Below are 24698 nucleotides of genomic sequence, written 5' to 3'. Positions count from 1 at the left end.
GGGCGGGCGGGCCGCGAAGGACCCGCCCCTACCGCCCGACGATGGCCACCTCGAACTACAAACGTCCCAGGACTGATGATCTGTGTCTGCCTGGGCGGCGTGACACTCCCGACCACCGGACTGTCCACCGGACACGAGGCCCGGTGCGTTGCGCGGTCGGACCCCGAAGGGTCCCGGTCGAGTAGGCGGCCCGCCGGACCAACGAGGCTACACGACGGGGAAAGCGTGCTCGACGGCGCGAATCGCGATCATGTGCGGATGCCCGCCGTCCGTCGCCTGTTCCTCGTCCTGCCCCTGCTGCTGCTCGCCGGCTGCGGGGGCGGCGACGACACGACCACGGGGTCGGGCGAGAGCCCCGCGCCCCGGGGCCCGGCGTCCGCGGAGCTCCGCCAGGAGCTCGCGCGGGCGACGAAGGTCGACCCTGCCGACTTCCCGGCGACCGAGGGCCGGACCCTGCGCCAGGTGGCCGACGGCCTGAACGGGACCGGAACCTCGGTCGGCCTGGCCACGAGCATCCTGCCCGCCCCGTCCCCGCGGCTGGGCTTCGGCGTGCTCGACGGTGAGAACGCCTTCGTCTACGCACCCACCGTCGTGTACCTCGCCCGCTCCGAGAACGGCAAGGCGGCCGGTCCGTTCCCCGCGCCGGCCGACCTGCTCGTCACCGATCCTCCGTTCCGCAGCCGCCAGGCCGCCAGCGAGAAGGATCCCTTCGCGGCCGTCTACGCCGCGACCCTGGAGGCGAGGCCCGGGACCTACAAGGTGCTCGTGGTGAGCAAGGTCAAGGCCGACCTCGTCGGCGCGACGGCCGAGATCACGGTGGTCGACCCGAAGGACGATCCGGTGCCTGCGCCCGGCGAGAAGGCTCCCGCGGTCGAGACCGACACCGCGGCGTCGGCCGGGGGAGACCTCTCCAAGATCGACACGCGGCTGCCGCCCTCCGACATGCACGAGGTGAGCCTGAAGGACGTCGTCGGGAAGGAACCGGTGGCCCTGCTGTTCGCCACCCCGCAGCTCTGCCAGTCGCGGGTGTGCGGTCCGGTGGCCGACATCGCCCTGCAGCTCAAGAAGTCCTACGGGGACCGGATGACCTTCATCCACCAGGAGGTCTACGTCGACAACGAGCTGAACAAGGGCCTGCGTCCGCCGCTGCAGGCCTTCAACCTGCCGACGGAGCCATGGCTGTTCACCATCCGCAAGGACGGCACGATCGCGGCCCGGCTCGAGGGGTCCTTCGGCTTCGCCGCCTTCGAGCAGGCGATCAAGGCCGCGCTCTGACCCGCGAGGCCTCAGCGCAGCGCGCGCTCGATGAAGGGCCCGAGCAGCTCTCCGACGGACGCCGCCGTCACGCCTGAGGGGCCGCCCGGCAGCGCGGCGTAGCTGATCGCCAGGCGCACGACGGCGTCCGCCAGCAGCCGCGCATCCGTCGCGGAGGCCGCGGGCCAGTACTCCTGGAGCACGGCGCACAGCTGGGCGGTGGCCCGCTCCAGCACCGGCTCGCCGTGGGTCGTGACCAGGGCGAGGAGCCCGTCGGTGCCGTCGCCGGCCACGATCGCGCGCACGAGCGGATCGTGCTCGGCCGCCTCGAGGAACACCTGGAAGGCCGCGCTGAGCGCGGCGGTCGGGTTGTCGGCGTTGGCGGTGACCGCGCCGCGCACCGCCGAGACGAACAGCTCGACCTCCGCCAGGATGAACGCCTGGGCGAGCGCCTCCCTCGACCCGAACTCGTTGTAGAGCGTCTGGCGGCTGACGCCGGCCCCGGCGGCGATCTCGGCCATCTTCACCGCGCCCCAGTCGCGATCGACCAGGAGCTCGCGCACCGCGGCGAACGTCGTCTCGCGCAGCAGCGCCTTCGCCGCGACGGGGTAGGGGACGGGCGGGGTCACGCGGACGCGTCGACCGGCTCGAAGTCGACCTTCTCGCGGACCGCGCAGTCGGGGCACGCCCAGTCGTCGGGCACCGCGCTCCAGGGCGTGCCGGGGGGGAAGCCCTCCCGAGGGTTGCCCGTCGCCTCGTCGTACTCGTACCCGCAGCCCGGGCAGCGCCAGGCGCTCACGTGGCGCCCGCCCCGTACCGGGCAAGGATGCGCTCGCGCTTGCGCGGGTGGAGGTTGGCGCGCGTCACGTCGCCACCGTAGTGGGCGACCACCCTCGGGTCCATGACGCGGCGCCACAGCGGGGGGACGGACGCGAGGACGATCATCCCGGCGTATCCGGTCGGGAGCTGCGGCGCCTCGTCGAAGTGCCGCAACGCCTGGTAGCGGCGGATCGGGTTGGCGTGGTGGTCGCTGTGCCGCTGCAGGTGGTAGAGGAACACGTTGGAGGCGACGTTGTTGGCGTTCCAGCTGTGCTCGGGGGCTGTGCGGACGTACCGGCCGTCCTCGCGCTTGTCGCGCAGCAGGCCGTAGTGCTCGAGGTAGTTGACGACCTCCAGCAGCGAGAAGCCCAGCACGGCCTGGACGAGCAGGTAGGGCAGCACGACGGGACCGAAGGCGATGGTGAGCGCGCCGAAGAGCACGACCGTCATGAGCCAGGCGTTCAGGATGTCGTTCTTGATCGTGAGGGGGCCGCTGCCCGTCCGGCGTAGTCGCTGCGCCTCCAGCTCCCAGCTGGAGGTCAGTGACCCGGCGACCGTGCGCGGGAGGAACGCCCAGAAGCTCTCGCCCATGCGCGACGAGGCCGGGTCCTCGGGGGTCGCGACCCGTACGTGGTGCCCGCGGTTGTGCTCGATGAAGAAGTGCCCGTAGCCGGTCGGCGCGAGCGCGACCTTGCTCAGCCACCGCTCCAGGCGGGCCCGCTTGTGGCCGAGCTCGTGCGCGGTGTTGATGCCGATGCCGTTGACGATGCCGATGGTCCAGGTGAGGCCGACCGTCGCGAGGACACCGAGGTCCCCGGACGCCCAGAGCGCCGCGGCCAGCACGAGCGCGGCGTACTGCAGCGGGATGAACGCGTAGGTGCACCAGCGGTAGTAGCGGTCGTGCTCCAGCCACTTCAGGACGCTGTCCGGCGGGTTCTCGGCGTCCGTCCCGATGAGCGTGTCCAGTAGCGGCATGACACCGAAGACCAGCAGGGGAGCGAAGAACCAGACGACGGCGAGGTCGGTCGCCTCGTAGAGCCCCAGGGCGATGAACGGGGCGATCGGGACGATCAGGCCCAGCAGCCAGGCGTAGCGCTTGCCGTCGGTCCACGTCGGGACCTCGAGTGCTTCGGTTGACACAGGGGGCGTAGCGGTGGACATGTTGGACACGATAGCCGCCGCGTGTAAAGCCGGCAAGCCGGAGGACTCACGCGACAGCGGGCGTAGAAGTCCCATCACCGTCAGGCACTTCTCCCGGATGCGTCCGCGTCCCGTGCGACCTACGTTCGGAGGGTGCCGACCGACCCCGACCCACCCATCGTCAGCCTGTCGACCGCCGCACCGATCTGGGACCGGTTCTTCCGCGTCGCGCCGCTCGTGATCGTCGGGACGCGCGAAGCCGACGGGCGCGAGGACCTCGCCCCCAAGCACATGGCGATGCCGCTCGGGTGGCAGAACTACTTCGGCTTCGTGTGCAGTCCCCGCCACGCCACGCAGGGCAACGCACAGCGCACGGGGGAGTTCACGGTGAGCTTCCCGCGCGCCGAGCAGTTCCTGCAGATCAGCATGGCTGCCGGCGGACGGCGGCCCGACGACCTCAAGCCGAGCCTCGCGGCGCTCCGCACGCGGGCGGCCGAGAAGGTGGACGGCGTGCTCGTGGAGGGCGCGGCGGCGTGGCTGGAGTGCGATCTCGACCGCGTGGTCGACGGCTTCGGGGACAACACGCTGCTGGTCGGCAGGGTCGTCGCGGCTGCGGTCGCCGAGCCGTGGCTGCGCGACGCCGAGCTCGACGACGGCGACCTCATCCACGACGCCCCCGTCCTGGCCTACCTCGACCCTGGGCGCTTCGCGAGCGTGGAGCAGAGCCTCTCGTTCCCGTTCCCGGCCGACTTCCGGCGGTGACGCGGTGACCACGGAGCAGCTGCAGGACGTCGCCGGGTGGTTGCAGTCCCACGCGGACGAGATGACCGAGACGCTGCAGCGCCTGGTCGACTGCGAATCCCCGTCCAGCGATCGCGACGCGCTCGCCAGGGCGTTCCGGCTGCTCGCCGAGACCCTGGAGGGCCTCGACTACGAGGTCCTGCGACTGCCCGGGGTGAGGTCCGGGGATCACCTCGAGGCCCACCCGCGGTGGGGCGCGGACACGGAGGACTACCAGCTGCTGGTCGGGCACATGGACACGGTCTGGCCGCTCGGGACGGTCGACGAACGTCCCGCCACCCGGGCCGGGGACGAGCTCGCCGGGCCCGGTGCCTTCGACATGAAGGGCGGGCTGGTCCAGATGCTCTTCGCGCTGCGCGCGCTGCGCGAGCGTGACCTGGCTCCGGCCGTCGCCCCCGTGGTCCTGATCAACAGCGACGAGGAGGTCGGCAGCCGCGAGTCGCGCCCGCACCTGGTCAGGCTCGCCGAGCGCGCCGTCCGCGCGTTCGTGCTCGAGCCGCCGTTCGGGGCCCAGGGCAGGCTCAAGACGTCCCGCAAGGGGATCGGTCGCTTCACCGTCACGATCACCGGCAAGGCCAGCCACGCAGGGCTCGCGCCGGAGGCGGGGGTGAGCGCGATCCTGGAGGCGTCCCATCAGGTGCAGCGCCTCTTCGAGCTCAACGACCCCGAACGCGGGATCACGGTGAACGTGGGGACGATCGACGGCGGCATGGGACCCAACGTCGTGGCGCCGGAGGTCACGGCCGTCGTGGAGGTCCGCGTGCCCACCGCCCGCGACGGGGCGGAGATCGAGCAGGCCCTGCATGGCCTCACCCCGGTGCAGGAGGGGGCGACCGTCACCGTCCAGGGGGCGTTCGGACGTCCGCCGCTGGAGCCCACGCAGCGCAACGTCGAGCTCTGGGACGCCGCACGGCAGGCCGCGGACGAGCTCGGGTTCGCGCTCTCCCAGGCCGCGGTCGGCGGCGCCTCGGACGGCAACACCACGAGCCTCTACACCGCGACGCTCGACGGGCTCGGGGCGGTGGGGGCCGGCGCCCACGCGGTCGACGAGCACGTCGTCCTGACCCACATGCCACAGCGCGCGGCCCTGCTCGCCGCGCTCCTGATGCTGCCCGCCCCCGACCCGACCGCGAGGACGCCATGAGCCACTACGTCCTGTCCAGCACCACCCGCATCGCCGACTTCGCCGACGAGCCGTTCGACCTCCAGCCGCTCCCGCGGACGGAGTGGGAGACGGGCGACTACGTCGGGGCCGAGCTGCTGCCCGGCCCCGGGGTCCCGTACGTGGTCGAGAACCCGCACGGCCGCATGGTGGAGGCGAACGCCGGGGACGTCGTCATCGGCGCCCTCGGCCGCCGCGCGGCGACCCTGGAAGCCACCGGCGACTGGGAGGCGGTCGGCGGCGATCTGCTCATGCACTCCCTGACCCCGGCGGGGATCTTCGGGCGACTGACCAGCAAGGCCGTCTCCCTGAAGGCGCTGCCGGCCCTGCGCTACTGCGGTCACGTGACGCGGGACGGTCAGCGGCGGACGATGAGCGACTACGTCCGGGTCGAGACCGGGGACGATCCACCGCCGCCGGTCATCCTGATCATCGGGACCTCGATGGACGCGGGGAAGACGGTCGCGGCGAAGGCGATCGTCCGCGGCCTCAAGGGGATGGGGCTGCGCGTCGGCGGCGCGAAGCTGACCGGGGTGGCCCGCTACCGCGACATCCTCGCGATGTCCGACGCGGGGGCCGACGTGATCGCGGACTTCATCGACGGTGGCCTGCCCTCGACCGTGGTCGACGAGCCCACCTACACCCGGGCCCTGCGCACGGTCATGGCGCGGCTGGCGAGAGTGCGCCCGGACGTCGTCGTCGTCGAGGCGGGCGCCTCGCCCCTGGAGCCGTACAACGGCGCCGTCGCCGTCCGGGAGCTGGGTCCGCACGTGCTGTGCACGGTGCTGTGCGCCTCCGACCCGTACGCGGTCGTCGGCGTCATGACCGCGTTCGAGACCCGCCCGGACCTGGTCTCGGGCCGCGCCACCAGCACCGACGCGGGCATCGCGCTCGTGGAGCGACTCGCCGGCATCCCCGCGCTGAACCTGCTCGATCCCGCGTCGGGGCCGTCGTTGCAGGAGCTGCTCGAGGCGAAGGTGGCCGTCGGGGCGCGCCGACCCGCCGCCCGCGCATGACGGCGGCCCCGATCGTCACCCTCGAGCACGTCACCCGCAGCTACACCCTCGGCGAGGTCACCGTCACCGCGCTCGCGGACGTCTCGCTGGAGATCCTGCCCGGCGAGTTCACCGTCATCCTCGGGCCGTCCGGTTGCGGCAAGACCACGCTGCTGAACATGATCGGCGCGCTCGACACGCCGACCAGCGGCAGGCTGCTGGTCGCCGGACGGGACCTCACCGGCGCCGGACGCAAGGAGCGCTTCCGCTTCCGGCGGGAGACGATCGGCTTCATCTTCCAGACCTTCAACCTGTTCCCGGCCCTGACCGCGGCGGAGAACGTCGAGTTCGGGATCGACGTGGCCGGCGTCGACGGGGGGCATGAGCTCGCGGTGAGCACGCTCGAGCAGGTCGGGCTCGCCGAACGCGTCCGGCACTTCCCGCACGAGCTCTCCGGAGGTGAGCAGCAGCGCGTCGCGATCGCCCGCGCGCTGGCGACCGGGAGCCCGGTGCTGCTGGCCGACGAGCCGACCGGTGAGCTGGACTTCACCACCGGCGTCCAGATCCTCGGGCTGCTGCACCAGCAGGCCCACGAGGGCCGCTGCGTGCTGGTCGTGACGCACAACCGCGAGATCGCGCGGGCCGCGCACCGCGTGATCGAGCTGTCCAGTGGACGGATCGTCTCCGACGGGCCTCCAGCGGGAGGCACCGTGGACCTGACGCGCCTACGGTGGTGAGCGGGCCGTGCGAGGCCTGTGGCTGCGGTGGTACTGGCGTGATCTCCGGTCGCACTGGACGCAGGTGCTCACCACCGCGCTCATCCTGGCCGTCGGCATCGGTGCGTTCGCGGGCCTGGGAGGCATGCGTCAGTGGCGTGAGGACTCCACCACCGCGAGCCTGAGCGCGCTGCGCGCGCACGATGTTCGCCTGGACCTGGCGGACGGGTCCTACGCGCCGCGGGGAGCGCTCGCGAGCGCCCTGGGCGGGCTTCCGCGCGGCACGGTCGCGGCCGCGGAGGAGCGGCTCGTCGTGGGTTCGCAGATCGATGCGTCGCGGGCCGGCGATCCCGTGCTCGTCCCCGCCCGCGTGATCGGGATCCCGTCCCCGGCGGGCGGCCGGACGGTCGATGCGCTGTCGATCCGCGAGGGCGGCGCGCCGCGGCCGGACCGACCGGTGGTCCTGGACTGGAACTTCGCGCGGCACTACGGCCTGCCCGTGACCGGCACGGTGCGCCTGGCGGGCGTCGGGGCGGTCCGCTACTCCGGCCTCGGGGTCACGCCGCAGTACGTCGTCATCGTGGGCAGCGGCGACATCACGGGAGGGGAGAGCGCCCTCGCGGTGGTCTACGCGCCGCTGGCGCTCGCGCAGCGCGCCGCCGGACGAGGCGACGAGGTCAACGAGCTCGTCGTGCGCGCCGGGCCGGGCAGCGATCCTCGGACGCTCGCGACCGAGGTGCGTCGCGCGGGGCGCACCGCGCTGCCCGGGGTCGCGACGACCGTCACGCTCGGCGCGGACGAAGGGGCCACGCGCATCCAGTACCGCGACGCGCGCAACGACCAGAAGACCTACTGGGCGTTCGCCTTCATCCTCCTCGCCGGAGCGACCCTCGCGGCCTTCAACCTCGTCAGCCGCGTCGTCGAGGCGCAGCGGCGTGAGATCGGCATCGGCATGGCGCTGGGAGCCGAGCCCGGTCTGCTCGCACGTCGACCGCTGGTCCTCGGACTGCAGATCGGGACGCTCGGCGCGGCGCTGGGCGTGCCCGTGGGGCTCGCGCTCTCCGAGCTCATCCGGGGCCTCGTGCGCGACTTCCTGCCCCTGCCGGTGTACGCGTCGAGCGTCCCTGTCGGTCTCTACGTCGGGGCCGCGATCCTCGGCGTCGCGATCCCCGTCCTGGCGAGCGTGTGGCCGATCCACCGGGCGGTGGGCGTCGACCCGGTGGAGGCGATCCGCACCGGGCACCGGAGCGCGGGGTCGGCCGGGGCCGTCGGCCGCCTGCGACGGCTGCCCGGTCGCCCGATAGCCGCGCTTCCGCTGCGCAACCTCGCCCGGACTCCGCGCCGCACCCTCATGACCGTCGTCGGGCTCGGGGCGACGATCACCGCCGTCGTGGCGGTCCTGGGGATGGTCGATGCGATCGACGACATCGCGGCGCGGCAGGAGACCGACCTGCTGCGCTCGTCCCCGGAGCGGTTGGAGGTCGCGCTGAGTGCGCCGGTCCCCACGACGGACCGGCGCCTGCAGGCCCTCGCGGCGACGCCCGGCGTGGCCGCCGCCGAACCCGGGCTGGCGGTCGAGGGCCGGGTGCGCCACGCGGGCGTCTCGTTCCCGGTCGCCCTGCTCTCCTACGACGCCGACTCGAGCATCTGGGCACCCGTCGCCTCCGACGGGTCGCGCAGCGGCACGGGGGTGCTCCTGGCCGAGAAGGCGGCTCGGGACCTCGGTGTCGGGGTCGGCGACACGGTGCAGCTGGAGCACCCGCGCCGGGACGGCGGGCGGCTCGCGGACGGGCGGAGCACCGTCCGCGTGATCGGGCTGCACCCGAACCCGGTGCGCGTGGCCGTGTACGCCAACGGCGCCACCCGGGAGGGGCTCGGCCTGGGGGGAGTCGCGCCCCGGGTCACGCTGCGACCCGGGTCGCAGGCGGCGGACGGCGCGCTGCAGCGCGCGCTGTTCGGCCGGCCCGGGATCGCCTCGGTCGCGCCGGCCGTCGCCGAGGTGGAGGCGCTCCGCACGACGATCGACGCGTTCGGCGCAGCGATCCGCATCGTCGTCTTCATCACGCTCGGGCTCGCGACACTCGTCGCGTTCACGTCCACCAGCATCTCCCTCGAGGAACGCCGCAGGGAGTACGCGACGATGTTCGCGTTCGGTCTGCCCGCCCGCTACGGGCTGCGGGTGTCCATGACCGAGTCCCTCGTGATCGGCGTGCTCGGGACGCTGGTGGGCCTCGCGCTCGGCACCGCGGTCGCCAACTGGATCGTGACGTCGCTGCTGGCCGACACGTTCCCGGACCTCAGCACGCGCCTCGCGTTCCAGGCGTCGTCGCTGGCGATCACGCTTGCCGTGGGCGTCCTCGCCGTGACCGCGGCTCCGCTGGCGACGCTGCGCCGGATGCGGCGCATGGACGTCCCGTCGACCCTGCGCACGATGGAGTGAGCCGACCGGACGTCATGCCTCCTGGGGCAGCCGGACATCGACGACGACATCGACGGCGTCACGGACCTTGAGCGCCCCCATCATGGTGCTGTAGGGACGGATGCCCCAGTCGGACTGGACCAGCGGGATCGTCCCGCTCACGCGCCCGTCGGGTCCTGCGGCGACGTGTGGGGCCACGGTCCGCGTCCGTCCGGCGACCGTCAGCTCCCCGGGCATCGTCATCCGGTCCCCGGCACGCTCGACGGCGTCGCACCGGAACGTGATCGGCTGCCCGCCCAGCACCTCGGCGTCGATCGTGCCCCGGATGTCCCGGCGGTCCTTGTCGCTCAGCGGCTTGAGGCCTCCCAGGCCCTCGAGGACCCGCAGGGACCGCGCGTCGATGTCGAGCGACAGCGCGGTGATCGCGCCCGCGTCGTCGACGGCGACCGTCGCGGTCCACTGCTCGACGGCGAGGACGAGATCGTGGCCGACGCGGCGGGCCCTGCCCTCCCGGAACGTGTGCACGGTGATCGAGCCGTGGTCGGGTCCGACGCGAAGGTGCGACATGCGACCAGCCTAGCCCTGGGAACCGCCCGTCCGGCGGGAAGTTCTCCAGCGGAGGTTCGCCACCCCTTAGGGTGCGACGTAGGGATGAGCACGCCAGAACCGGACATCGACCCCGCCGAGACCCGCGAGTGGATCGAGTCGCTGCAGGCCGTCGTCCGCAACGACGGCCCCGAGCGCGCCCGTCGCCTGCTCGACGAGGTGCGCAGCGCCGCGCACGAGGCCGGGGTCCCGCTGCGGGCCCACCTCAACACGCCCTACGTCAACACGATCCCGACCGCCGCCGAGCCCAAGATGCCCGGCGATCCCGCGATCGAGCACGACCTGCGGTCGCTGATCCGCTGGAACGCCACCGCGCTCGTGCTCCAGGCCAACGCGGAGTCGTCCGAGCTCGGTGGCCACATCGCGTCCTACCAGTCGGCCGCCACGCTCTACGAGGTCGGCTTCAACCACTTCTGGCACGCGCCGTCACCGGCGCACGGTGGCGATCTCGTCTACATCCAGGGTCACTCCTCGCCGGGCGTGTACGCCCGGGCGTTCCTCGAGGGCCGGCTGACCGAGGACCAGATGCGGCGCTTCCGCCAGGAGACCGACCCGTCGCAGCCGGGGCTCTCGTCCTACCCCCATCCGTGGCTGATGCCGGACTTCTGGCAGTTCCCGACGGTCTCGATGGGCCTCGGGCCCCTGATGGCGATCCACCAGGCGCACTTCATGAAGTACCTCACCGGGCGCGGCTTGACCGACACCTCCAAGCGCAAGGTCTGGGCGTTCATGGGGGACGGGGAGATGGACGAGCCCGAGTCGATGGGGGCGATCTCCCTCGCCGGCCGCGAGCGTCTCGACAACCTCGTGTTCGTCATCAACTGCAACCTGCAGCGCCTCGACGGTCCCGTGCGCGGCAACGGCAAGATCATCCAGGAGCTGGAGACCAACTTCCGCGGCGCCGGGTGGAACGTCATCAAGGTCATCTGGGGTTCCCGCTGGGACCCGCTGCTGGAGGCCGACACCGACGGGCACCTGCGCAAGCGGATGCAGGAGGCGGTCGACGGCGACTACCAGGCCTACAAGTCCCGCGACGGCGCGTTCGTCCGCGAGCACTTCTTCGGGACCTCCCCGGAGCTCCGCGCGATGGTCGCGGACATGAGCGACGAGGAGATCTGGGCGCTCAACCGGGGCGGCCACGACCCGCACAAGGTCCACGCCGCGTACGCCGCGGCGGTCGCGCACACCGGCCAGCCGACCGTGATCCTCGCGAAGACCGTCAAGGGCTACGGCATGGGCAAGGCCGGTGAGGGCCAGAACATCACGCACCAGCAGAAGAAGATGGACGACGCCGCGCTGCTGGCCTTCCGCGACCGCTTCGACCTGCCCCTGTCCGACGACGAGGTGCGCAGCAAGGCGTTCCTCAAGCCCGACGAGGACGATGCCGCCATCGCCTACCTGCGGGAGCGTCGCAAGCTGCTGGGCGGCAGCCTGCCCGTCCGCAAGGTGACGGCCGAGCCGCTCGAGGTCCCCGACCTGACGGCGTTCCAGACCGTGCTGGACGGCAGCGGTGAACGCGAGATCTCCACCACGATGGCGTTCGTGCGGGTGCTCGCCGCGATCATCCGCGACAAGGCGATCGGCCGCCACGTGGTGCCGATCGTCGCCGACGAGTCGCGCACGTTCGGCATGGAGGGCATGTTCCGCCAGCTCGGCATCTTCAGCCAGGTGGGGCAGCTGTACCAGCCCGAGGACGCCGAGCAGCTCATGTTCTACAAGGAGGACAAAGCCGGCCAGATCCTGCAGGAGGGGATCAACGAGGCCGGCGCGATGTCCGCCTGGATCGCGGCCGCGACGTCGTACGCCAACCACGGCGTCCCGATGGTCCCGTTCTACATCTACTACTCGATGTTCGGGTTCCAGCGGATCGGTGACCTCGCCTGGGCGGCGGGCGACAGCCGCTCGCGCGGCTTCCTGCTCGGGGGGACCGCCGGACGCACCACGCTGAACGGCGAGGGCCTGCAGCACGAGGACGGTCACAGCCACCTGCAGGCGCTCACGATCCCCAACTGCATCGCGTACGACCCCGCGTACGGCTACGAGGTCGCGGTGATCATCCAGGACGGGCTGCGGCGGATGGTGGCCGAGCGCCAGGACGTCTTCTACTACGTGACGCTGATGAACGAGAACTACCCGCAGCCCGCGCTCCCGGAGGGCACCGAGGAGGGCATCCTGCGGGGGATGTACCGCGTGCGCGAGGCGGACTCCGAGGCGGCCGTCCGGCTGCTGGGCTCGGGCACGATCCTGCGCGAGTCCCTGGCCGCGGCGGAGATGCTCCGCGACGAGTGGGACGTGGACTCCGAGGTCTGGAGCGTCACGTCCTTCACCGAGCTGGCCCGCGACGGGCAGACGAGCGAGCGCCACAACCGCCTGCATCCCGGCGCCGACCCGCAGCGGGCGTACGTCGAGGAGTGCCTGCCGGGTGCGGCGCCGGTCGTGGCGTCCACCGACTACATCCGGGCGCTCCCCGAGCAGATCCGGCCCTGGATCGCCGCGCCGTACACCGTGCTCGGCACCGACGGGTTCGGTCGCAGCGACTACCGGGTCGCGTTGCGGAGGTTCTTCGAGGTGGATCGCCAGCACGTCGTCGTGGCGGCCCTCACCGCGCTCGGGCGGGCCGACGACGCGACCGCCGCGATCACCAAGTACGGCATCGATCCCGACCAGGAGGTCCCGTGGCGTCGCTGATGGAAGTCGCAGTACCCGACATCGGGGACTTCACCGACATCCCGATCGTCGCGATCCTCGTGGCGGTCGGTGACACGGTCGCCGTCGAGGACCCGCTCGTGGAGATCGAGTCCGACAAGGCGACCCTCGAGGTCCCCGCTCCGGCGGCCGGCGTCGTCAAGGAGCTGAAGGTCTCCGTCGGGGACACGGTCTCCGAGGGCAGCGTGATCCTCATGCTCGAGCCGACCGAGGGCGACGCGGATGCGGCTGATCCGCCGGCCGCACCGGCGAAGGACGCCGCGCAGGCGCCGACGCCGTCGGCCAACGGCGACGCCCGCGAGCAGGTTCCGGCGGAGGCGCCGCCGCCCGCCGGCGGTGACGAGCCCGCCTACGCGAGCCCGGTCGCACGGCGCATGGCCAGCGACCTCGGCGTGGACCTGAGCACCGTGCACGGGAGCGGGCGCAAGGGCCGCATCACGAAGGAGGACGTGCAGGCCACCGCCGACGCCGGTCCGGCCCCCGCGTCCGGGGCGCAGGCGGCGCCCCGAGCCCCGGGCGAGGTGCAGCGCGTCGCGCTCACCAAGATCCAGAGGTTCGCCGCGACGAACCTGCAACAGGCGTGGCAGACCATCCCGCACGTCACGCACCACGAGGACGCCGACATCACCGAGCTGGAGGCGTTCCGCAAGCGCTTGAACGCCGAGCAGTCCGACGTGAAGGTGACGATGGTCGCGCTGCTGCTCAAGGCGTGTGCCGCCACCCTCCAGGAGTTCCCGCGGTTCGCCTCGTCGCTGGACGGGGACGAGCTGGTGGTCAAGCCCGACCTGCACATCGGCTTCGCGGCCGACACCCCGAACGGGTTGGTCGTCCCGGTCGTGCGCGACGTCCCGCACAAGGGCATCCTGGCCCTGGCCGGCGAGCTCACGGAGCTGTCGGGCAAGGCCCGTGCGGGCAAGCTGTCGCCGAAGGAGATGAGCGGCGCCGTGTTCACGATCAGCTCGCTCGGCGGGATCGGCGGCACGGGGTTCACCCCGATCGTCAACCCGCCGCAGGTCGCCATCCTCGGGGTGGTGCGCAGCGCGATGAGACCGGTCTGGGACGGGTCGGAGTTCGTGCCGCGGCTGATGCTCCCGCTGTCGCTCTCCTACGACCACCGCGTGATCGACGGCGCCGCCGCCGCGCGCTTCTGCGCGCACCTCGCCAAGGTGCTGGCAGATCTGCGGCGAGCGTTGCTCTAGGCGGCGGGCGGGGCGACGATCACGGGCCGCTTCGCGTGGTGCAGGACACCCATCGCTACGCTGCCGAGCACGACCTCGCTCGCCGCTGAGCGACCGCGCGAACCCACGACCACGACCGCGGCCCCGTGCTCCTGCGCGGTGTCCGCGAGGGCGCGCCACGCGCGGCCCGAGAGGCCGGGAGCCGCATGGCCGGACAGCGCCGGTACCGCGCGGGCCCGTGCGCCTGCGGCGCGCGCGAGGTCGATCGCCTCGGTCACGACGGGGTCGGCGTCCGGCTCGCCGGCTCCTCCGACATGGCACACCAGCAGCTCCCGGGAGCTGATGAGCGTCGTCGCGGCGTCCAGCGCCGCGCGTGCACCCGGCGTTCCGTCGTAGGCCACGAGCACCGGTCCGTCGAGCGGGACCTGCTCCCCGTCACCGGGCGACGGCACCACCAGGGTCGGCTGCGACGCGCGGTGCACGACCGCGTCGGAGACGCTGCCCAGGACGGCGGGCAGGCCCTTGAGGCCCCGCGCACCGAGGACGATCACCTCGGCCTGGACCTCGTCGGCGACCCGGAGGATCTGATCCCAGGCGCCGCCGAAGGAGCTGGTGCTGGCGCTGTCGGCCCGCCAGCCCGCGGATCGGACGAGGGCCGCGCCGCGATCCGCGATCGCGAGGGACTCCGCCTCCTCGCGCGCCTCCTCGACCGGGGACTCGTCCCCGTGGGGCACGCCGCGGACGTGCAGGACGGTCGCCGCGGCCGGCGGCAGGAGCGCGGTGGCGGCATGGAGGGCGGCGACGGCGTCGGCCGACTCGTCGAATCCGATCAGGGCGTTCAACACACCCCCAGCCTACTCACTCGATCCGGCCGGAGAACCGCGGTCACACCCCCGAGAACGCCGCGACCTGCACCCCGTTCAGCGAGGACGTGATGACGACCCGGTCCGCGCGCTCGAGCCGACCGAGATCGAACGGCTGCCGCGCGACCACCGGAAGTCGGGACGCGCTGACCGCCGGCAGCCGTCGGTCGTCCAGGGGCGCTCCGATGAGCCGGTCACCCTCGATCAGGAGCACGGCGGCGCCGACCGCCTCGAGGACCTCGCCGTCGGGCTCCACGAGCAGGGGCACGGCCCCGTCGCCGGCCCGCGCCCGGAGGTCGTCGGCCAGACGGCGGTCGTTCCAGGAGTGCTTCCCCAGCCCACCCGGCAGCACGAAGGGCACCAGACGCACCGGTACGTCGGTCGGCACGGGCGGCGTGAACGGGAAGGAGCTCACCCGCGTGCTGCCGTCCGGGCGCACCTGGACGCGGACCCGCGCCCCGGCCGCGCCGAGCCTCAGCAACTCCTCCCGGAGATCGCCCGGCGGGCGCACGCCGAACGCGGACCCCGCGCTCTCCGCGAGGCGGCGGAGGTGTGCGTCGAGGTCGTGCACCCGACCGCCCGCGACGAGCAGTGTCGCGCCGACGCCGCGAGCCGGGTCCGGCCGTGTGGGGCCATCGGGACGCAGGGCGGCGGCGGGCACGTTCGACACCCGCGCAGCGTAGTCTGGCGGCCCATGGGCCGCCGTTCCCGTTCTCGCCTCCCGCCGTCCGAGCGTCAACGCCCGCCACGGTCGCCGGCCCCGGCCGCGGGACCCGAAGGAGGTCGTGGACAGGCGGGACTCACGCCCGCCCGCCGGATCCTCGCGATCTACCTCGTCCTCGCGATGATCGTCGCGGTCCTGACCGTGCTCGGCATCGCGATCCTGGGCGGCAGCCTCGGTCCGCTCGTGACGTTCGCGGCGAGCGCGGCCGCCGCCGGGCTCCTCTTCCGGTGGGCGCAGCAGCGGCTGGTCGGGCTGGCCTTCAGCGACGAGGACCGCGTGCTGCAGACCATGGCCGGCGGTCTGCTGGTGATCAGCGTGGCGCTGGCGACCGTCAGCATGATCGTGCTCGGACTCGCCTGACGTGCTATTCCACTGCCATGGGGCCTGAGAGCAGTCTCGCCGAGCGCGCCGTCGACCATGCGCGCACCCTGCTGATCGAGGCCGGCAACCCGTCCTGGGCGGCGCTGGTGCAGACGCCGGACGGCGGATTCCTCACCGGGCCGATGGTCGTCGCACGATCGGACCTCGCCCTGCAGCAGGGGGGTGCGCTGGCCGGGGTGGTGCCGGACGGCGCCCTGCTGGTCGTCGGGTGCGAACGGGCGGGCCGGCAACTGCGCTTCACGGTGCTGGACGGTGACGGGCGACGGGTGCTCCGGCGCGACGAGATCGTCGAGGACGCCATCGGGCGCCCCGGGAGCGAGATCGTCTGACCGGCGGTCGGGCGCCCGCCGCCTGACGTCGACGTCAGGCGGCGATGTGCGCGACGACCCGCGCCAGCAGGTGCCGGACGGGCGCATCGTCCCCGGCGCCGCCGAGCGCGATCGCCGCCTGCAGTCCGAGCACGGTGGTCAGCAGGTCGGTGATGGTCGTCTCGGGCCGACCGAGCAGCGCGGGATCGCTGGCCAGGCGCGACGCGGTCCCGCGGACCTCCGCGGTGGACAGCTGCAACCCCGCCGCGTGTGAGACCGCCAGGAGAACCGCCGCCGCTCGTGTCCAGCCCTTCCGGGCGACCGCACGGTCCTCCGCGAGGATGCCGCCGGTGATCCTCTGCAGGACGTTCAGGGGAAGCGTCCCGGCCGCGAGTGCTGCCCGGGCCGCCGGCTCGTCGAGCGCGGCCCGGTGGAGCGCGTCGCGGTAGACGTGCCGCAGGAACTCGTCGAGGTCGAGCGCGTCAACGGCGGCGCACGCCGACTGCACGCGTGCCGTCGCCGCCAGGCCGTCGTCGAGCGACACCGCTCGGCTGTTGACACGCACCAGCATGCCCGCCACGTACACCTCGGTCAGCCGCTGCGGACGCGGTGCGGGCACGCCGGCCCTGCTGCCGTCCAGCAGGGCGGTCACGGGTCCCGCCCCCGGCTCGGCGAGGGCGACGTTGGGAACCGCCGTGGCCGCGCCGGTGGCCACGGCCGCGAAGGTCGCGAGATCGTCGGCGAGCTCGAGCATCGTGCTGCCGCACACCGCGGCGGCGAGCGCGAGCGCGGCGGCCTCGTGCGGGTCGGTGCTCGAAGCCGCGCCGCGGAGCAGGCTGCCTCGGGCGCCCGGGCCGACCAGCTCCGCGGCCCGGCGAGCGACGTCGCCGAGCACGCGGCCCGTGTCCTGGTCGCCCGTCGGGAGCGGGCCGGTCGCCAGGTCGGCGAGCAGGCGCTGGGCCTCGTCGAGCAGATCACGGTCCATCCTCGCCCCACGCTAGAGCACCGGAGCCTTCAGCTTCGCCGGTGCCGGTCGAGTACCCGTCGAGAGCGTGCAGACCGTCGCCCTTCAACCCGTCCTCCTGTGCCCCGGGCTGCCCGACCTCGTCCTGCGGCCCGGGATGTCGCTCACCGGCGTCGTCGCGGAGCGCCACAAGGGGCTCGGGCTGCTGGTCCTCGCGGGCGTGCCCGTCGTCGCCGAGCTCCCGCCCGACGTCGAGGAGGGTGCGCGCCTGCGCCTGCGCGTCACCGGGAGGTCCGCGGACAAGGCGGTGCTCTCGATCCTCGCGAGGGCTCCGGCGGCCGCTGACCCGGAGGGCTCGGCGGTAGCGGCCCGGGCGGACACCGCGGCGGCCACGCCGCCCACCCCCGCGCAGACGGCGGCGTCGCCCGCGTTCGTCCTGCCGGGCGGGCTGGCCGCGCAGGTGTTCGTCGAGGCACCGCGGGAGGACGACGAGGCGGGAGCGCGCCCGGCCGCCCAGGCCATCACGCTACGGGTGGACAGCCCGACGCTCGGCCGCCTGACCCTGCGGCTGGACGCCGCGAGCTGTGCGGTCTCGTGCACGGCGGGCGCCCCGCACGCCGCGGTGCTCGCCGCGATCGGCGAGCTGTCCGGAGCGTTGACGGCGGCCACCGGGCGCCCGATGGCCGTGTCGGTGCACCCCGTCCACCGCGACCTCGACCTCCGTGCCTGAGGACGGCGGCCGCCGGGTCACGGCCCTGCGGTACGAGGCGGGCAGCGACCATGCGCCTCGGGTCGTGGCCCGTGGCGCGGGCCACGTCGCGGACAGGATCCTCGAGCTCGCCCGCGACCACGGCGTGCCCGTCCGCGAGGACCCGGCGCTGCACCAGGCCCTCGCGCAGCTGGAGTTGGACGTCGAGATCCCGCCGGACCTGTACGCGGCGGTCGCCGAGGCCCTCGTGTGGGCCTACCGGATCGGCCGCGAGCCGGCGGACCGGGCCGAAGGAGCCTAGGACACGGTCTGTCGCAGGACCGACGCCCGAGGCAGCGCGTCCTCCTCGTGGCGCTCCACGGCGCGAGCGACGCCCTCCGGGGTGGTGCACGACGCGTCGTACACGATGACCACGGAGGCGTCCCCGGCCTCCAGGAACGTCGACTCGCCCAGCGTCGTGTAGCGGGTCGCGCCGATGCCGACGACCAGCAGGGGCGGACACCCGTTCTCGCGCAGGAGCGCGCCGACGTCCTCGAGCGGGGTGTCCGGCGCGCCGTGCTGCCGGCGCAGGCGATCGACCAGCCAGTCGACGAGCCTCGAGCCGTAGTAGGTGTAGCCGGGCACGGGACTGTCGACCCCGTAGGCGTCCACCCGCTCGCCGCGCCGCAGGAAGCAGGCCAGTCGCAGATCGGCGGTCGCGCCGTCGGGCTCGATCTCCGTGACGGCGAACCCCGTCCTCGCCAGGCCCTTCGAGGCGGGCCCCCAGTTCTTCTTGTGGCTGATCTTCGCCGCCCCCGGTCGGCGGATCGAGCAGTCGTTGAAGGCAGCGACGCCGGTCGCGGTCAACCCGCCGACCGCGCCGTCCGCGTCGTAGCTCGCCTGGAACAGGACGGCGACCTCGGGCTCGATCTGCAGGTGCAGCGGCGTGTCCGACGGCGGGAGCACCGTGCGGTCGCTGGAGAGCGGGAACTGCGAGAGGAACGTCGTGGAGCGGGGCGCGTACCAGGGGAAGATGCCCTTCGGAGCAGCGGCGGGTGCGTCGACCGACGCGAAGTCGCCCGCTTCGCCCGCCTGCTCGAGATGCCCGGCGAAGTTGCCGGCCACGCCGAGCCCGAAGGCCGAGCGGAGCGCGTCCAGATCGAGGTTCATCGACCGGATCCTAGGTGCCCGCCTGCCCCGGGAGCCCGGCGACGGCCGCCGCAGTACGGTTGTCCGGTGACCGATACCAGCCGAGACCATGACATCGTGCTCTTCGGAGCCACCGGGTTCGTGGGGCGCCTGACCGCCGCGTACCTCGCGGAGTCGGCGCCGGCCGATGCGCGGATCGCGCTCGCGGGGCGCTCCCGGGCCCGACTGGAGCAGACGCGTGCCGCGCTGGGACCGCGGGCCGCGGAGTGGCCGCTGATCGAGGCCGACAGCCTGAACGCGGGGGAGATGGCGTCGCTCGCCTCCTCCACCACGGTGGTCGCCACCACGGTGGGCCCGTACCAGCGATACGGCCTGCCGCTGGTCGAGGCCTGCGCCGCCGCCGGCACGCACTACGCGGACCTCACCGGCGAGGTGCTGTTCATGCGTGACAGCATCGACCTCGCGCACGAGCAGGCGATCGGCAGTGGCGCCCGGATCGTGCACACCTGCGGGTTCGACTCGATCCCGTCCGACCTCGGGGTGCTCCTGCTGCACGAGGCCGCGCGCGACCGCGATGCGGGGTCGCTGCAGCAGACCGACTATGTCGTGAAGGCGGTCAAGGGCGGCGCGAGCGGGGGCACGATCGCCTCGCTCGCCGGCCAGATCGACGCCGCACGGGCGGACCGCAAGGCTCGGCGCATCCTCCTGGACCCCTACGGGCTGAGCCCGGACCGCACGGCCGAGCCCGACCTCGGCGACGAGCGCGATCCGTCGGGGATCGTGCACGACGAGGAGCTGGGCGGGTGGCTCGCCCCCTTCTTCATGGGGTCGGTGAACACGCGGGTGGTACGTCGTTCCAACGCGCTGATGGGCTTCGCCTACGGGCGCGAGATGCGCTACCGCGAGCTGATGCTGATGGGGGGTCTGCCGCTGGGGCCCGTCAAGGCCGCGGCGGTCGCCGGTGGCCTCGGGGCGCTGGTCGCGGGACTCGCGCTGCCGCCGACCCGCAAGGTGCTGGACCGGCTCCTCCCCGACCCGGGGGAAGGCCCGAGCGAGGAGGCCCGCCGAAAGGGGTTCTTCCGTATCGACGTGCACGCGCGCACCAGCAGCGGGAAGCGGCTCGTGTGCCGCGTCGGCGCCCCGGGCGACCCGGGATACGCGGCGACCGCCGTGATGCTCGGCGAGAGCGCGTTGTGCCTGGCGTTCGACGGGGACCGGTTGCCGGACGTCGCCGGCGTGCTCACCCCGGCGACGGCGATGGGCGACGCCCTTGTCTCCCGGCTGCGGGCCGCCGGGCACACCTACGAGGTGGACTGACGCACCGCCCCCACGGGTGGACGTTCGTCCCCCTAGCCAGGCGGGTGACGGTGGGGGAGGATGGTGCGGTGAGTGCCATCGACCGCCGTACCAACCCCCGGGTGGCCGTGGACGTCGACGTGCGCCTGGAACGTGCCTACGGCGGGCCGGTCGCAGCCCGCACCGTCGATCTCGGAGCGGGGGGCATGCGTGTCGCGACCGTGCGCCCGCTCCGCGTCGACGAGGTGCTGCACTTCGACATGATGCTCGACGAGGGACGCACCGTCGACGGGGACGCCCGCGTGATGCGGCTGCACCCGCGCAGCCAGTACGCCCTGCGCTTCGAGCGTCTCGCCGAGCAGGACCTCGCGGCGCTCAGCGAGTACGTCGCCGCGCACTGAGGTCGAGACCGCGCGCGGTGGCGCCCCGGATCAGCCGCCGGCCACGGTGACGGGTCCCGGCGCCGGACCCGGGGCGGTCGGCGGCGCGACGGGATCCGGGTGTCCGGCCTGACCCTCTGCGGGGGCGGGGGACATCGGGCCCAGGCCTGGAGCCCTGCGGCGGCCCGCGAGGAAGCCGGTGACGAGGCCGACGATCGCGCCTGCGCCGATGAGCGTCACCGAGCGCGCGGGCTTGCGGCGCGCCTTCGACAGGGCGCCGTGTGCCGAGTGGGCGACGACGGCCTTCGTGGCCTTGCGACGGATGAACGAGGCTGGGGTGAGGGTCATGGTCACGGGCTACCCCGCCCGGGCGCGGCTCATGCCCCGGCCGCCGCGAGGGCCGCGAGCGGGACCGATCGTCCCACCGTCTGTACGATGGCGTTCACTGGACGGGTCGAGCGGGTCGGGAGGACGGACGATGAGCAGCAGGATCGGAGTGCTGGTGGCGGTGGGCCTCGCGGTGGCCGCGGCGGTGCCCTCACCGGCGCAGGCGCGGGCATCGGGCCACGCGGTCCCCGACGCCGTCGCACGGGCCGTGGTCGCGCAGATCCCGGGGGCCTCGCTGCGGGACGACCCGGACCCGGCGGGCACCATCGACCCGGCCTTCAACGTGCCGGGCGCCGGGGAGCTGCTCAGCGGTCGCGCGGACGTGATGCTCGACCCGGACTTCTGGGTGGCCGCGGTCACCAACCTCCTGCAGTCGGGCTCGATCATCCTGCCGACCCCGATCGATGTCGTGAAGCCCGAGGCGTTCCTGCCGACCTCGCCGATCGCGAACGGTCCGCGTCCCTCGGCGCTGCCGCGGCAGGACCTCGACCTGTCGAAGATCACCTACGAGTGGCAGGGTCGGCCCAAGACCATCAGGCAGTTCCTGCGCACGACGGAGACCGACATCGTCGCCTTCGTCCACGACGGCCGCATCATCGCCGACTTCTACGAGAACGGCTGGTCCCCGGACGTCCGCCACCAGCCGTGGTCGGTCACGAAGTCCTTCATCTCGGCGGTGGTCGGCATCGCGATCGACGAGGGTCGCGTGCGATCCGTCGACGACCCGATCGACCGGTACGTCACCGAGCTGCGCGGCACCGCCTGGGAGGGGGTGACGATCCAGAACCTGCTGCAGATGGAGTCCGGCGTGCACTGGGACGAGGACACGCCCGTCCTGGTGGTCAACACCCAGGTGGAGCAGTGGATCCAGGCCGCGCTCGACCTCGTCACCGACGGGCAACTGGGACAGGGCCGCAACGCGTTCCTGAAGTCGCTCCCCAAGGTCGCCGAGCAGGGCACGAAGTTCTCCTACAACAGCGGGAACACCCAGGTGCTGGCCTGGCTGGCGGAGACCGTCTACGGCAAGCCGTTCAACGAGATCGTCTCGGAGAAGCTGTGGCAGCCCGCCGGCATGGCGGGCGACGCTCGCATCCTCACCGACCGCGTCGGCGACGCCATCGCGTCGCAGGGGCTGTACTCGCGGGTCTTCGACCTGGCGCGGTTCGGCGAGCTGTTCCGCCACGGTGGTCGCACCCCCGACGGCGTGCAGGTCGTCCCGGAGGCGTGGACGCGGGAGTCCACGACGATGACCGAGGTCTCCAGGCGGCGCTACGCCTACCAGTGGTGGGCCGGCCCGACACCCGGCAGCTACCAGGCCTCGGGCTTCCAGGGCCAGAAGATCTCCGTCTCGCCCGACCACTGCCTGACGGGGGTGCGCCTGTCGCACGCGTTCGGTCTCGACACGCGGCCAGGGGACAAGCCCGCCGACGACCCGGATGCCTACGCCTTCGGGACCGAGTTCGCGGGGGAGGAGTGGAACCAGATGTACCGCGCCGTCGCGGCGCACCTCGGCACCTGCGGCAAGCCGGCAGCCGTGCGCGAGCGCCTGCGGCTCGGACGGACCGGCGGCCGGTCGCGCGCCCTGGCGCTGCGACGCCGCGCGCTGCGCGTCCGGGTCGGAGCATCGGGACGCACGATGACGGTGAAGCTCAGCGCGTCGCAGCGGGTTCGCCGGACCCGTGGGTCCGGCACGCGGACGCTGTGGGTCGCCTCGCGGCGGCTCGTGGTCCGCCCCGGACCCGCGCGGATGGTGTCGGTTCCGCTGACGCGCGAGGGCCTGCGGTGGCTGCGTGGCGTGCGCCGTGCGGTGCTGACCGTTCGCGCGACCGCGGACGGGAGCGACACCGCTCGGCTGCGGGCCACACGCCGGATGCCCCTGCGCTGACGGCGGCCGGCGCGCGGCACGGCTGTCTCAGGCGCGCCGCGAGGCGCGCTCCACCACCGCCATGACGAACCCGATGCACGCCAGGCCCGCGACCGGTCGCAGCCTGGTCGGGTCCTCGAGGCCGAGCAGCATGCCGGCGCCGAGCACGGCGCCGGCGATGACGGCGACGCCGACGAGGCACGTGGTGATCATGCGCGCGGGCATCAGGCCACGTCCGTCCGGGTCGCGAGGCCGACGAGGTTGCTGGTGATCTCGCCCGGGGGCCCCTTGATGACCACCGGGGGACCGTCGGCGGGCTCCACGAGCAGCTGCGTGCCGTGGAACACCTCCTCGGTGCTGATCCGCAGCCCGGACCGGTTCCACCGCGCGATCTCCTTGACGACGCGCACCTTGCCGGCGTTGAGGTTCATCATCGGCAGCTTGAGCGCCACCAGATGCGTGGGCGTCAGGGCCACGAGGAACATCTGGGGCAGACCACCCGCGCGCTGCATGTCCTTGCGGCTCATGAGGGTGCCCACGAGCGGCGACACCTGGGAGGCGGCGAGGGCGCCCCAGCCCCCTCCGCGGCTGCAGTGCATGGCGGCGAGGACGGGTTCATCCCCCAGGAAGTCCTGGGCGGCGGCGTGGGCCTTCTCGGCGTAGGCCTGCTGATCGATCATCGGGGCTCCTCCTGGTCGGGGTCGTGCCGGGACAACCGACGAGGCGCGCGGGAATTACGGGCCTCCCGGTATCGGTGACCGAAGCTCGGGTGTCGATCCGCAGTTCTCCACACCGGTTCGTGGATCGATCCCATGGTCGTCGTGCCGCGGCCCCTTCACGATGCGTGCATGAGACCTCGATTCGGCCGAGTCCTGCTCGGCGTCGCCGGAACTGCTGCCGTGCTGACAGCAGCGCCCCCGGCGGGCGCCGCGGTGGTGGCCAACGGCTCTCCCGGCGCGTTGGCGGGGGCGATGGCCGACGGGGGCAAGACCGGAGGCCTCGTGCTCACCGGGGCCAGCTTCGCGATGCTGCCCCCGAGCGGCGCGCCGGTGGGGTACGGCGACGCCGCGCTGTCCGGATTCCCGACGTCCGGCGGGACGTTCGCGGTCATGTCCACCGGCGACGTGACCAAGGCCCCGAGCACCATGCAGGGCGGCAACACCTCCTCGAGCAACGGAGGACCGGGCCGGGGCGGCAGCGACCGCGACACCGTCGTGCTGAAGGTCGACTTCACCATCCCCAGCGGGGCGAACTGCGTGTCCTTCGACTTCCGCTTCTTCTCCGAGGAGTACCCCGAGTACGTCGGGCGTTCCTACAACGACGCGTTCATCGCAGAGCTCGACAAGACCACGTGGACGACCGCGGGCTCGGCGATCACCGCGCCGGACAACATCGCGTTCGATCCGGCGGGGAACGTGATCAGCATCAACGCCACGGGACCGACCTCGGTCTCGGCGGAGAACGCCGTCGGCACGACCTACGACGCGGGAACCGTGCTGCTGCACGCGTCGTCCACGGTCACCCCGGGAGCGCACTCGCTGTACTTCTCCCTCTTCGACCAGGGCGACGCCTCGCTGGACTCGACGGTCTTCATCGACAACCTGGTCGCGCGCACCGCGTCCGCCGGCGGTTGCACCGCAGGGGCGACGACCGCGCCCCCCACGGTCGCGCCGGTCGGGGCCGCCTCGACGCCTCCGGCGTTCGGCAAGAACGGCGTGGTCAGCATGCCGAGCACGAAGAAGTGCACGAGTCGGCGTCTGTTCAAGATCCGCCTGCGACGCAAGAAGGGCGTCGTCTACGACTGGGCGTCGGTGTACGTCAACGGCAAGCGCGTGCGGGTCTACGTCCGCTACAAGAAGAAGTGGCGGCGCACCGCCCGACCGCGCGGCAGCATGGTG

At 73.1% G+C, this 24698-nt stretch carries 27 protein-coding genes; 16 read left to right on the top strand and 11 right to left on the bottom strand.

Features of this window, described 5'->3' with window-relative positions:
• The first annotated feature begins 258 nt into the window (after positions 1–258).
• Positions 259–1275, top strand: coding sequence for a hypothetical protein (locus tag ABYE80_RS04370; protein WP_372788968.1), 1017 nt, complete (start codon positions 259–261; stop codon positions 1273–1275).
• A gap of 11 nt (positions 1276–1286) precedes the next feature.
• Here the strand turns inward: ABYE80_RS04370 and ABYE80_RS04365 are convergent, their stop codons facing one another.
• Genes ABYE80_RS04365 through ABYE80_RS04355 form a run of 3 tightly spaced genes read right to left on the bottom strand, consistent with a single transcriptional unit; the run spans position 1287 to position 3234 of the window.
• Positions 1287–1883 carry a TetR/AcrR family transcriptional regulator gene (locus ABYE80_RS04365; protein ID WP_372788966.1) on the bottom strand — a complete coding sequence of 199 codons (597 nt, stop codon included), beginning with the start codon at positions 1881–1883 and terminating at the stop codon, positions 1287–1289.
• Entirely contained in the window at positions 1880–2053 is a 174-nt protein-coding gene (locus tag ABYE80_RS04360) for a rubredoxin (protein ID WP_372788964.1), read from the bottom strand. Before ABYE80_RS04360 ends, ABYE80_RS04365 begins: the two co-directional genes overlap by 4 nt.
• A complete protein-coding gene (locus ABYE80_RS04355) occupies positions 2050–3234 on the bottom strand; it encodes an alkane 1-monooxygenase (protein ID WP_372788962.1) in 1185 nt (394 codons plus the stop codon). The genes ABYE80_RS04360 and ABYE80_RS04355 overlap by 4 nt, the downstream gene beginning before the upstream one ends.
• 132 nt (positions 3235–3366) lie before the next feature.
• On the opposite strand from ABYE80_RS04355, the gene ABYE80_RS04350 reads away from it, so the two are divergent.
• From ABYE80_RS04350 to ABYE80_RS04330, 5 genes are read left to right on the top strand one after another with little or no spacing between them, the layout of a single operon-like run.
• Positions 3367–3975 carry a flavin reductase family protein gene (locus ABYE80_RS04350; RefSeq protein ID WP_372788960.1) on the top strand — a complete coding sequence of 203 codons (609 nt, stop codon included), beginning with the start codon at positions 3367–3369 and terminating at the stop codon, positions 3973–3975.
• Positions 3976–3979: 4 nt separating this feature from the next.
• Positions 3980–5158 (top strand): M20 family metallopeptidase, encoded by a 1179-nt coding sequence (locus ABYE80_RS04345; protein WP_372788958.1) that lies wholly within the window; start codon positions 3980–3982, stop codon positions 5156–5158.
• The gene (locus ABYE80_RS04340) at positions 5155–6192 is read left to right on the top strand and encodes a hypothetical protein (protein ID WP_372788957.1); all 1038 of its coding nucleotides are present in this window, start codon (positions 5155–5157) and stop codon (positions 6190–6192) included. The genes ABYE80_RS04345 and ABYE80_RS04340 overlap by 4 nt, the downstream gene beginning before the upstream one ends.
• Positions 6189–6908 (top strand): ABC transporter ATP-binding protein, encoded by a 720-nt coding sequence (locus ABYE80_RS04335; protein ID WP_372788956.1) that lies wholly within the window; start codon positions 6189–6191, stop codon positions 6906–6908. Before ABYE80_RS04340 ends, ABYE80_RS04335 begins: the two co-directional genes overlap by 4 nt.
• A 7-nt stretch (positions 6909–6915) precedes the next feature.
• Positions 6916–9327, top strand: a complete 2412-nt coding sequence (locus ABYE80_RS04330; protein ID WP_372788955.1) for an FtsX-like permease family protein — start codon at positions 6916–6918, stop codon at positions 9325–9327.
• A gap of 12 nt (positions 9328–9339) precedes the next feature.
• Here the strand turns inward: ABYE80_RS04330 and ABYE80_RS04325 are convergent, their stop codons facing one another.
• Positions 9340–9873, bottom strand: coding sequence for a YceI family protein (locus ABYE80_RS04325; protein WP_372788954.1), 534 nt, complete (start codon positions 9871–9873; stop codon positions 9340–9342).
• An 84-nt stretch (positions 9874–9957) separates the two neighbouring features.
• On the opposite strand from ABYE80_RS04325, the gene aceE reads away from it, so the two are divergent.
• Both aceE and ABYE80_RS04315 read left to right on the top strand, forming a co-directional pair.
• Complete coding sequence (gene aceE / locus ABYE80_RS04320) at positions 9958–12600, top strand: pyruvate dehydrogenase (acetyl-transferring), homodimeric type (protein WP_372788952.1); 2643 nt, start codon at positions 9958–9960, stop codon at positions 12598–12600.
• The gene (locus tag ABYE80_RS04315) at positions 12600–13817 is read left to right on the top strand and encodes a 2-oxo acid dehydrogenase subunit E2 (protein ID WP_372788950.1); all 1218 of its coding nucleotides are present in this window, start codon (positions 12600–12602) and stop codon (positions 13815–13817) included. Before aceE ends, ABYE80_RS04315 begins: the two co-directional genes overlap by 1 nt.
• On the opposite strand, the gene ABYE80_RS04310 is transcribed toward ABYE80_RS04315, so the two are convergent.
• Together ABYE80_RS04310 and ABYE80_RS04305 are read right to left on the bottom strand one after the other, a co-directional pair.
• Complete coding sequence (locus ABYE80_RS04310; RefSeq protein WP_372788948.1) at positions 13814–14638, bottom strand: universal stress protein; 825 nt, start codon at positions 14636–14638, stop codon at positions 13814–13816. The two genes, ABYE80_RS04315 and ABYE80_RS04310, sit on opposite strands and share 4 nt — an antisense overlap.
• Before the next feature lie 43 nt (positions 14639–14681).
• Positions 14682–15329 carry an aminotransferase class IV gene (locus ABYE80_RS04305; RefSeq protein ID WP_372788947.1) on the bottom strand — a complete coding sequence of 216 codons (648 nt, stop codon included), beginning with the start codon at positions 15327–15329 and terminating at the stop codon, positions 14682–14684.
• 174 nt (positions 15330–15503) lie between these two features.
• Between ABYE80_RS04305 and ABYE80_RS04300 the strand changes: the two genes are divergently transcribed.
• Together ABYE80_RS04300 and ABYE80_RS04295 are read left to right on the top strand one after the other, a co-directional pair.
• A complete protein-coding gene (locus ABYE80_RS04300; RefSeq protein ID WP_372788945.1) occupies positions 15504–15743 on the top strand; it encodes a hypothetical protein in 240 nt (79 codons plus the stop codon).
• A gap of 17 nt (positions 15744–15760) precedes the next feature.
• Positions 15761–16093, top strand: a complete 333-nt coding sequence (locus tag ABYE80_RS04295; protein WP_372788944.1) for a hypothetical protein — start codon at positions 15761–15763, stop codon at positions 16091–16093.
• Between the two features lie 34 nt (positions 16094–16127).
• On the opposite strand, the gene ABYE80_RS04290 is transcribed toward ABYE80_RS04295, so the two are convergent.
• Positions 16128–17057 carry a hypothetical protein gene (locus tag ABYE80_RS04290; RefSeq protein ID WP_372788942.1) on the bottom strand — a complete coding sequence of 310 codons (930 nt, stop codon included), beginning with the start codon at positions 17055–17057 and terminating at the stop codon, positions 16128–16130.
• A 67-nt stretch (positions 17058–17124) separates the two neighbouring features.
• On the opposite strand from ABYE80_RS04290, the gene ABYE80_RS04285 reads away from it, so the two are divergent.
• Positions 17125–17766 (top strand): hypothetical protein, encoded by a 642-nt coding sequence (locus tag ABYE80_RS04285; RefSeq protein ID WP_372788940.1) that lies wholly within the window; start codon positions 17125–17127, stop codon positions 17764–17766.
• On the top strand, positions 17759–18046 hold the full coding sequence (locus tag ABYE80_RS04280; protein ID WP_372788938.1) for an EscU/YscU/HrcU family type III secretion system export apparatus switch protein: 288 nt from the start codon (positions 17759–17761) through the stop codon (positions 18044–18046). Before ABYE80_RS04285 ends, ABYE80_RS04280 begins: the two co-directional genes overlap by 8 nt.
• Here the strand turns inward: ABYE80_RS04280 and ABYE80_RS04275 are convergent.
• Positions 18043–18894 carry a DUF5718 family protein gene (locus ABYE80_RS04275; protein WP_372788936.1) on the bottom strand — a complete coding sequence of 284 codons (852 nt, stop codon included), beginning with the start codon at positions 18892–18894 and terminating at the stop codon, positions 18043–18045. The genes ABYE80_RS04280 and ABYE80_RS04275 overlap by 4 nt on opposite strands.
• A gap of 66 nt (positions 18895–18960) precedes the next feature.
• Between ABYE80_RS04275 and ABYE80_RS04270 the strand changes: the two genes are divergently transcribed.
• Positions 18961–20190: a trans-acting enoyl reductase family protein gene (locus ABYE80_RS04270; RefSeq protein WP_372788934.1), complete on the top strand. Its 1230-nt coding sequence runs from the start codon at positions 18961–18963 to the stop codon at positions 20188–20190.
• A 68-nt stretch (positions 20191–20258) separates the two neighbouring features.
• Positions 20259–20570 carry a PilZ domain-containing protein gene (locus ABYE80_RS04265; RefSeq protein ID WP_372788932.1) on the top strand — a complete coding sequence of 104 codons (312 nt, stop codon included), beginning with the start codon at positions 20259–20261 and terminating at the stop codon, positions 20568–20570.
• A 30-nt stretch (positions 20571–20600) separates the two neighbouring features.
• Here ABYE80_RS04265 and ABYE80_RS04260 read toward each other — a convergent pair whose 3' ends face one another.
• Positions 20601–20897, bottom strand: a complete 297-nt coding sequence (locus ABYE80_RS04260) for a hypothetical protein (protein ID WP_372788930.1) — start codon at positions 20895–20897, stop codon at positions 20601–20603.
• 130 nt (positions 20898–21027) lie between these two features.
• Here ABYE80_RS04260 and ABYE80_RS04255 point away from each other — a divergent pair, with 130 nt between their 5' ends.
• Positions 21028–22821, top strand: a complete 1794-nt coding sequence (locus ABYE80_RS04255) for a serine hydrolase domain-containing protein (protein WP_372788928.1) — start codon at positions 21028–21030, stop codon at positions 22819–22821.
• Positions 22822–22848: 27 nt separating this feature from the next.
• Here the strand turns inward: ABYE80_RS04255 and ABYE80_RS04250 are convergent, their stop codons facing one another.
• Both ABYE80_RS04250 and ABYE80_RS04245 read right to left on the bottom strand, forming a co-directional pair.
• Positions 22849–23025, bottom strand: a complete 177-nt coding sequence (locus tag ABYE80_RS04250; protein ID WP_372788926.1) for a hypothetical protein — start codon at positions 23023–23025, stop codon at positions 22849–22851.
• Entirely contained in the window at positions 23025–23480 is a 456-nt protein-coding gene (locus ABYE80_RS04245; RefSeq protein WP_372788924.1) for a hypothetical protein, read from the bottom strand. Before ABYE80_RS04245 ends, ABYE80_RS04250 begins: the two co-directional genes overlap by 1 nt.
• A 168-nt stretch (positions 23481–23648) precedes the next feature.
• Here ABYE80_RS04245 and ABYE80_RS04240 point away from each other — a divergent pair.
• On the top strand, positions 23649–24698 hold a 1050-nt coding region (locus tag ABYE80_RS04240), incomplete at its 3' end, for a choice-of-anchor L domain-containing protein (RefSeq protein ID WP_372788923.1).

Source organism: Paraconexibacter sp., assembly GCF_041602235.1.
Lineage (GTDB): Bacteria > Actinomycetota > Thermoleophilia > Solirubrobacterales > Solirubrobacteraceae > Paraconexibacter.
This window is presented reverse-complemented; position numbering and strand designations above follow the sequence as displayed.

Excerpts from the sequence above, each read along its gene's own strand:
- ABYE80_RS04300 (WP_372788945.1), top strand. The coding sequence starts at position 15,504 with ATGATCGTCGCGGTCCTGACCGTGCTCGGCATCGCGATCCTGGGCGGC.
- ABYE80_RS04255 (WP_372788928.1), top strand. The coding sequence starts at position 21,028 with ATGAGCAGCAGGATCGGAGTGCTGGTGGCGGTGGGCCTCGCGGTGGCC.
- ABYE80_RS04370 (WP_372788968.1), top strand. The coding sequence starts at position 259 with ATGCCCGCCGTCCGTCGCCTGTTCCTCGTCCTGCCCCTGCTGCTGCTC.
- ABYE80_RS04315 (WP_372788950.1), top strand. The coding sequence starts at position 12,600 with ATGGAAGTCGCAGTACCCGACATCGGGGACTTCACCGACATCCCGATC.
- ABYE80_RS04250 (WP_372788926.1), bottom strand. The coding sequence starts at position 23,025 with ATGCCCGCGCGCATGATCACCACGTGCCTCGTCGGCGTCGCCGTCATC.
- ABYE80_RS04245 (WP_372788924.1), bottom strand. The coding sequence starts at position 23,480 with ATGATCGATCAGCAGGCCTACGCCGAGAAGGCCCACGCCGCCGCCCAG.
- ABYE80_RS04335 (WP_372788956.1), top strand. The coding sequence starts at position 6,189 with ATGACGGCGGCCCCGATCGTCACCCTCGAGCACGTCACCCGCAGCTAC.
- aceE (WP_372788952.1), top strand. The coding sequence starts at position 9,958 with ATGAGCACGCCAGAACCGGACATCGACCCCGCCGAGACCCGCGAGTGG.
- ABYE80_RS04295 (WP_372788944.1), top strand. The coding sequence starts at position 15,761 with ATGGGGCCTGAGAGCAGTCTCGCCGAGCGCGCCGTCGACCATGCGCGC.
- ABYE80_RS04355 (WP_372788962.1), bottom strand. The coding sequence starts at position 3,234 with ATGTCCACCGCTACGCCCCCTGTGTCAACCGAAGCACTCGAGGTCCCG.
- ABYE80_RS04325 (WP_372788954.1), bottom strand. The coding sequence starts at position 9,873 with ATGTCGCACCTTCGCGTCGGACCCGACCACGGCTCGATCACCGTGCAC.
- ABYE80_RS04275 (WP_372788936.1), bottom strand. The coding sequence starts at position 18,894 with ATGAACCTCGATCTGGACGCGCTCCGCTCGGCCTTCGGGCTCGGCGTG.
- ABYE80_RS04290 (WP_372788942.1), bottom strand. The coding sequence starts at position 17,057 with ATGGACCGTGATCTGCTCGACGAGGCCCAGCGCCTGCTCGCCGACCTG.
- ABYE80_RS04340 (WP_372788957.1), top strand. The coding sequence starts at position 5,155 with ATGAGCCACTACGTCCTGTCCAGCACCACCCGCATCGCCGACTTCGCC.
- ABYE80_RS04260 (WP_372788930.1), bottom strand. The coding sequence starts at position 20,897 with ATGACCCTCACCCCAGCCTCGTTCATCCGTCGCAAGGCCACGAAGGCC.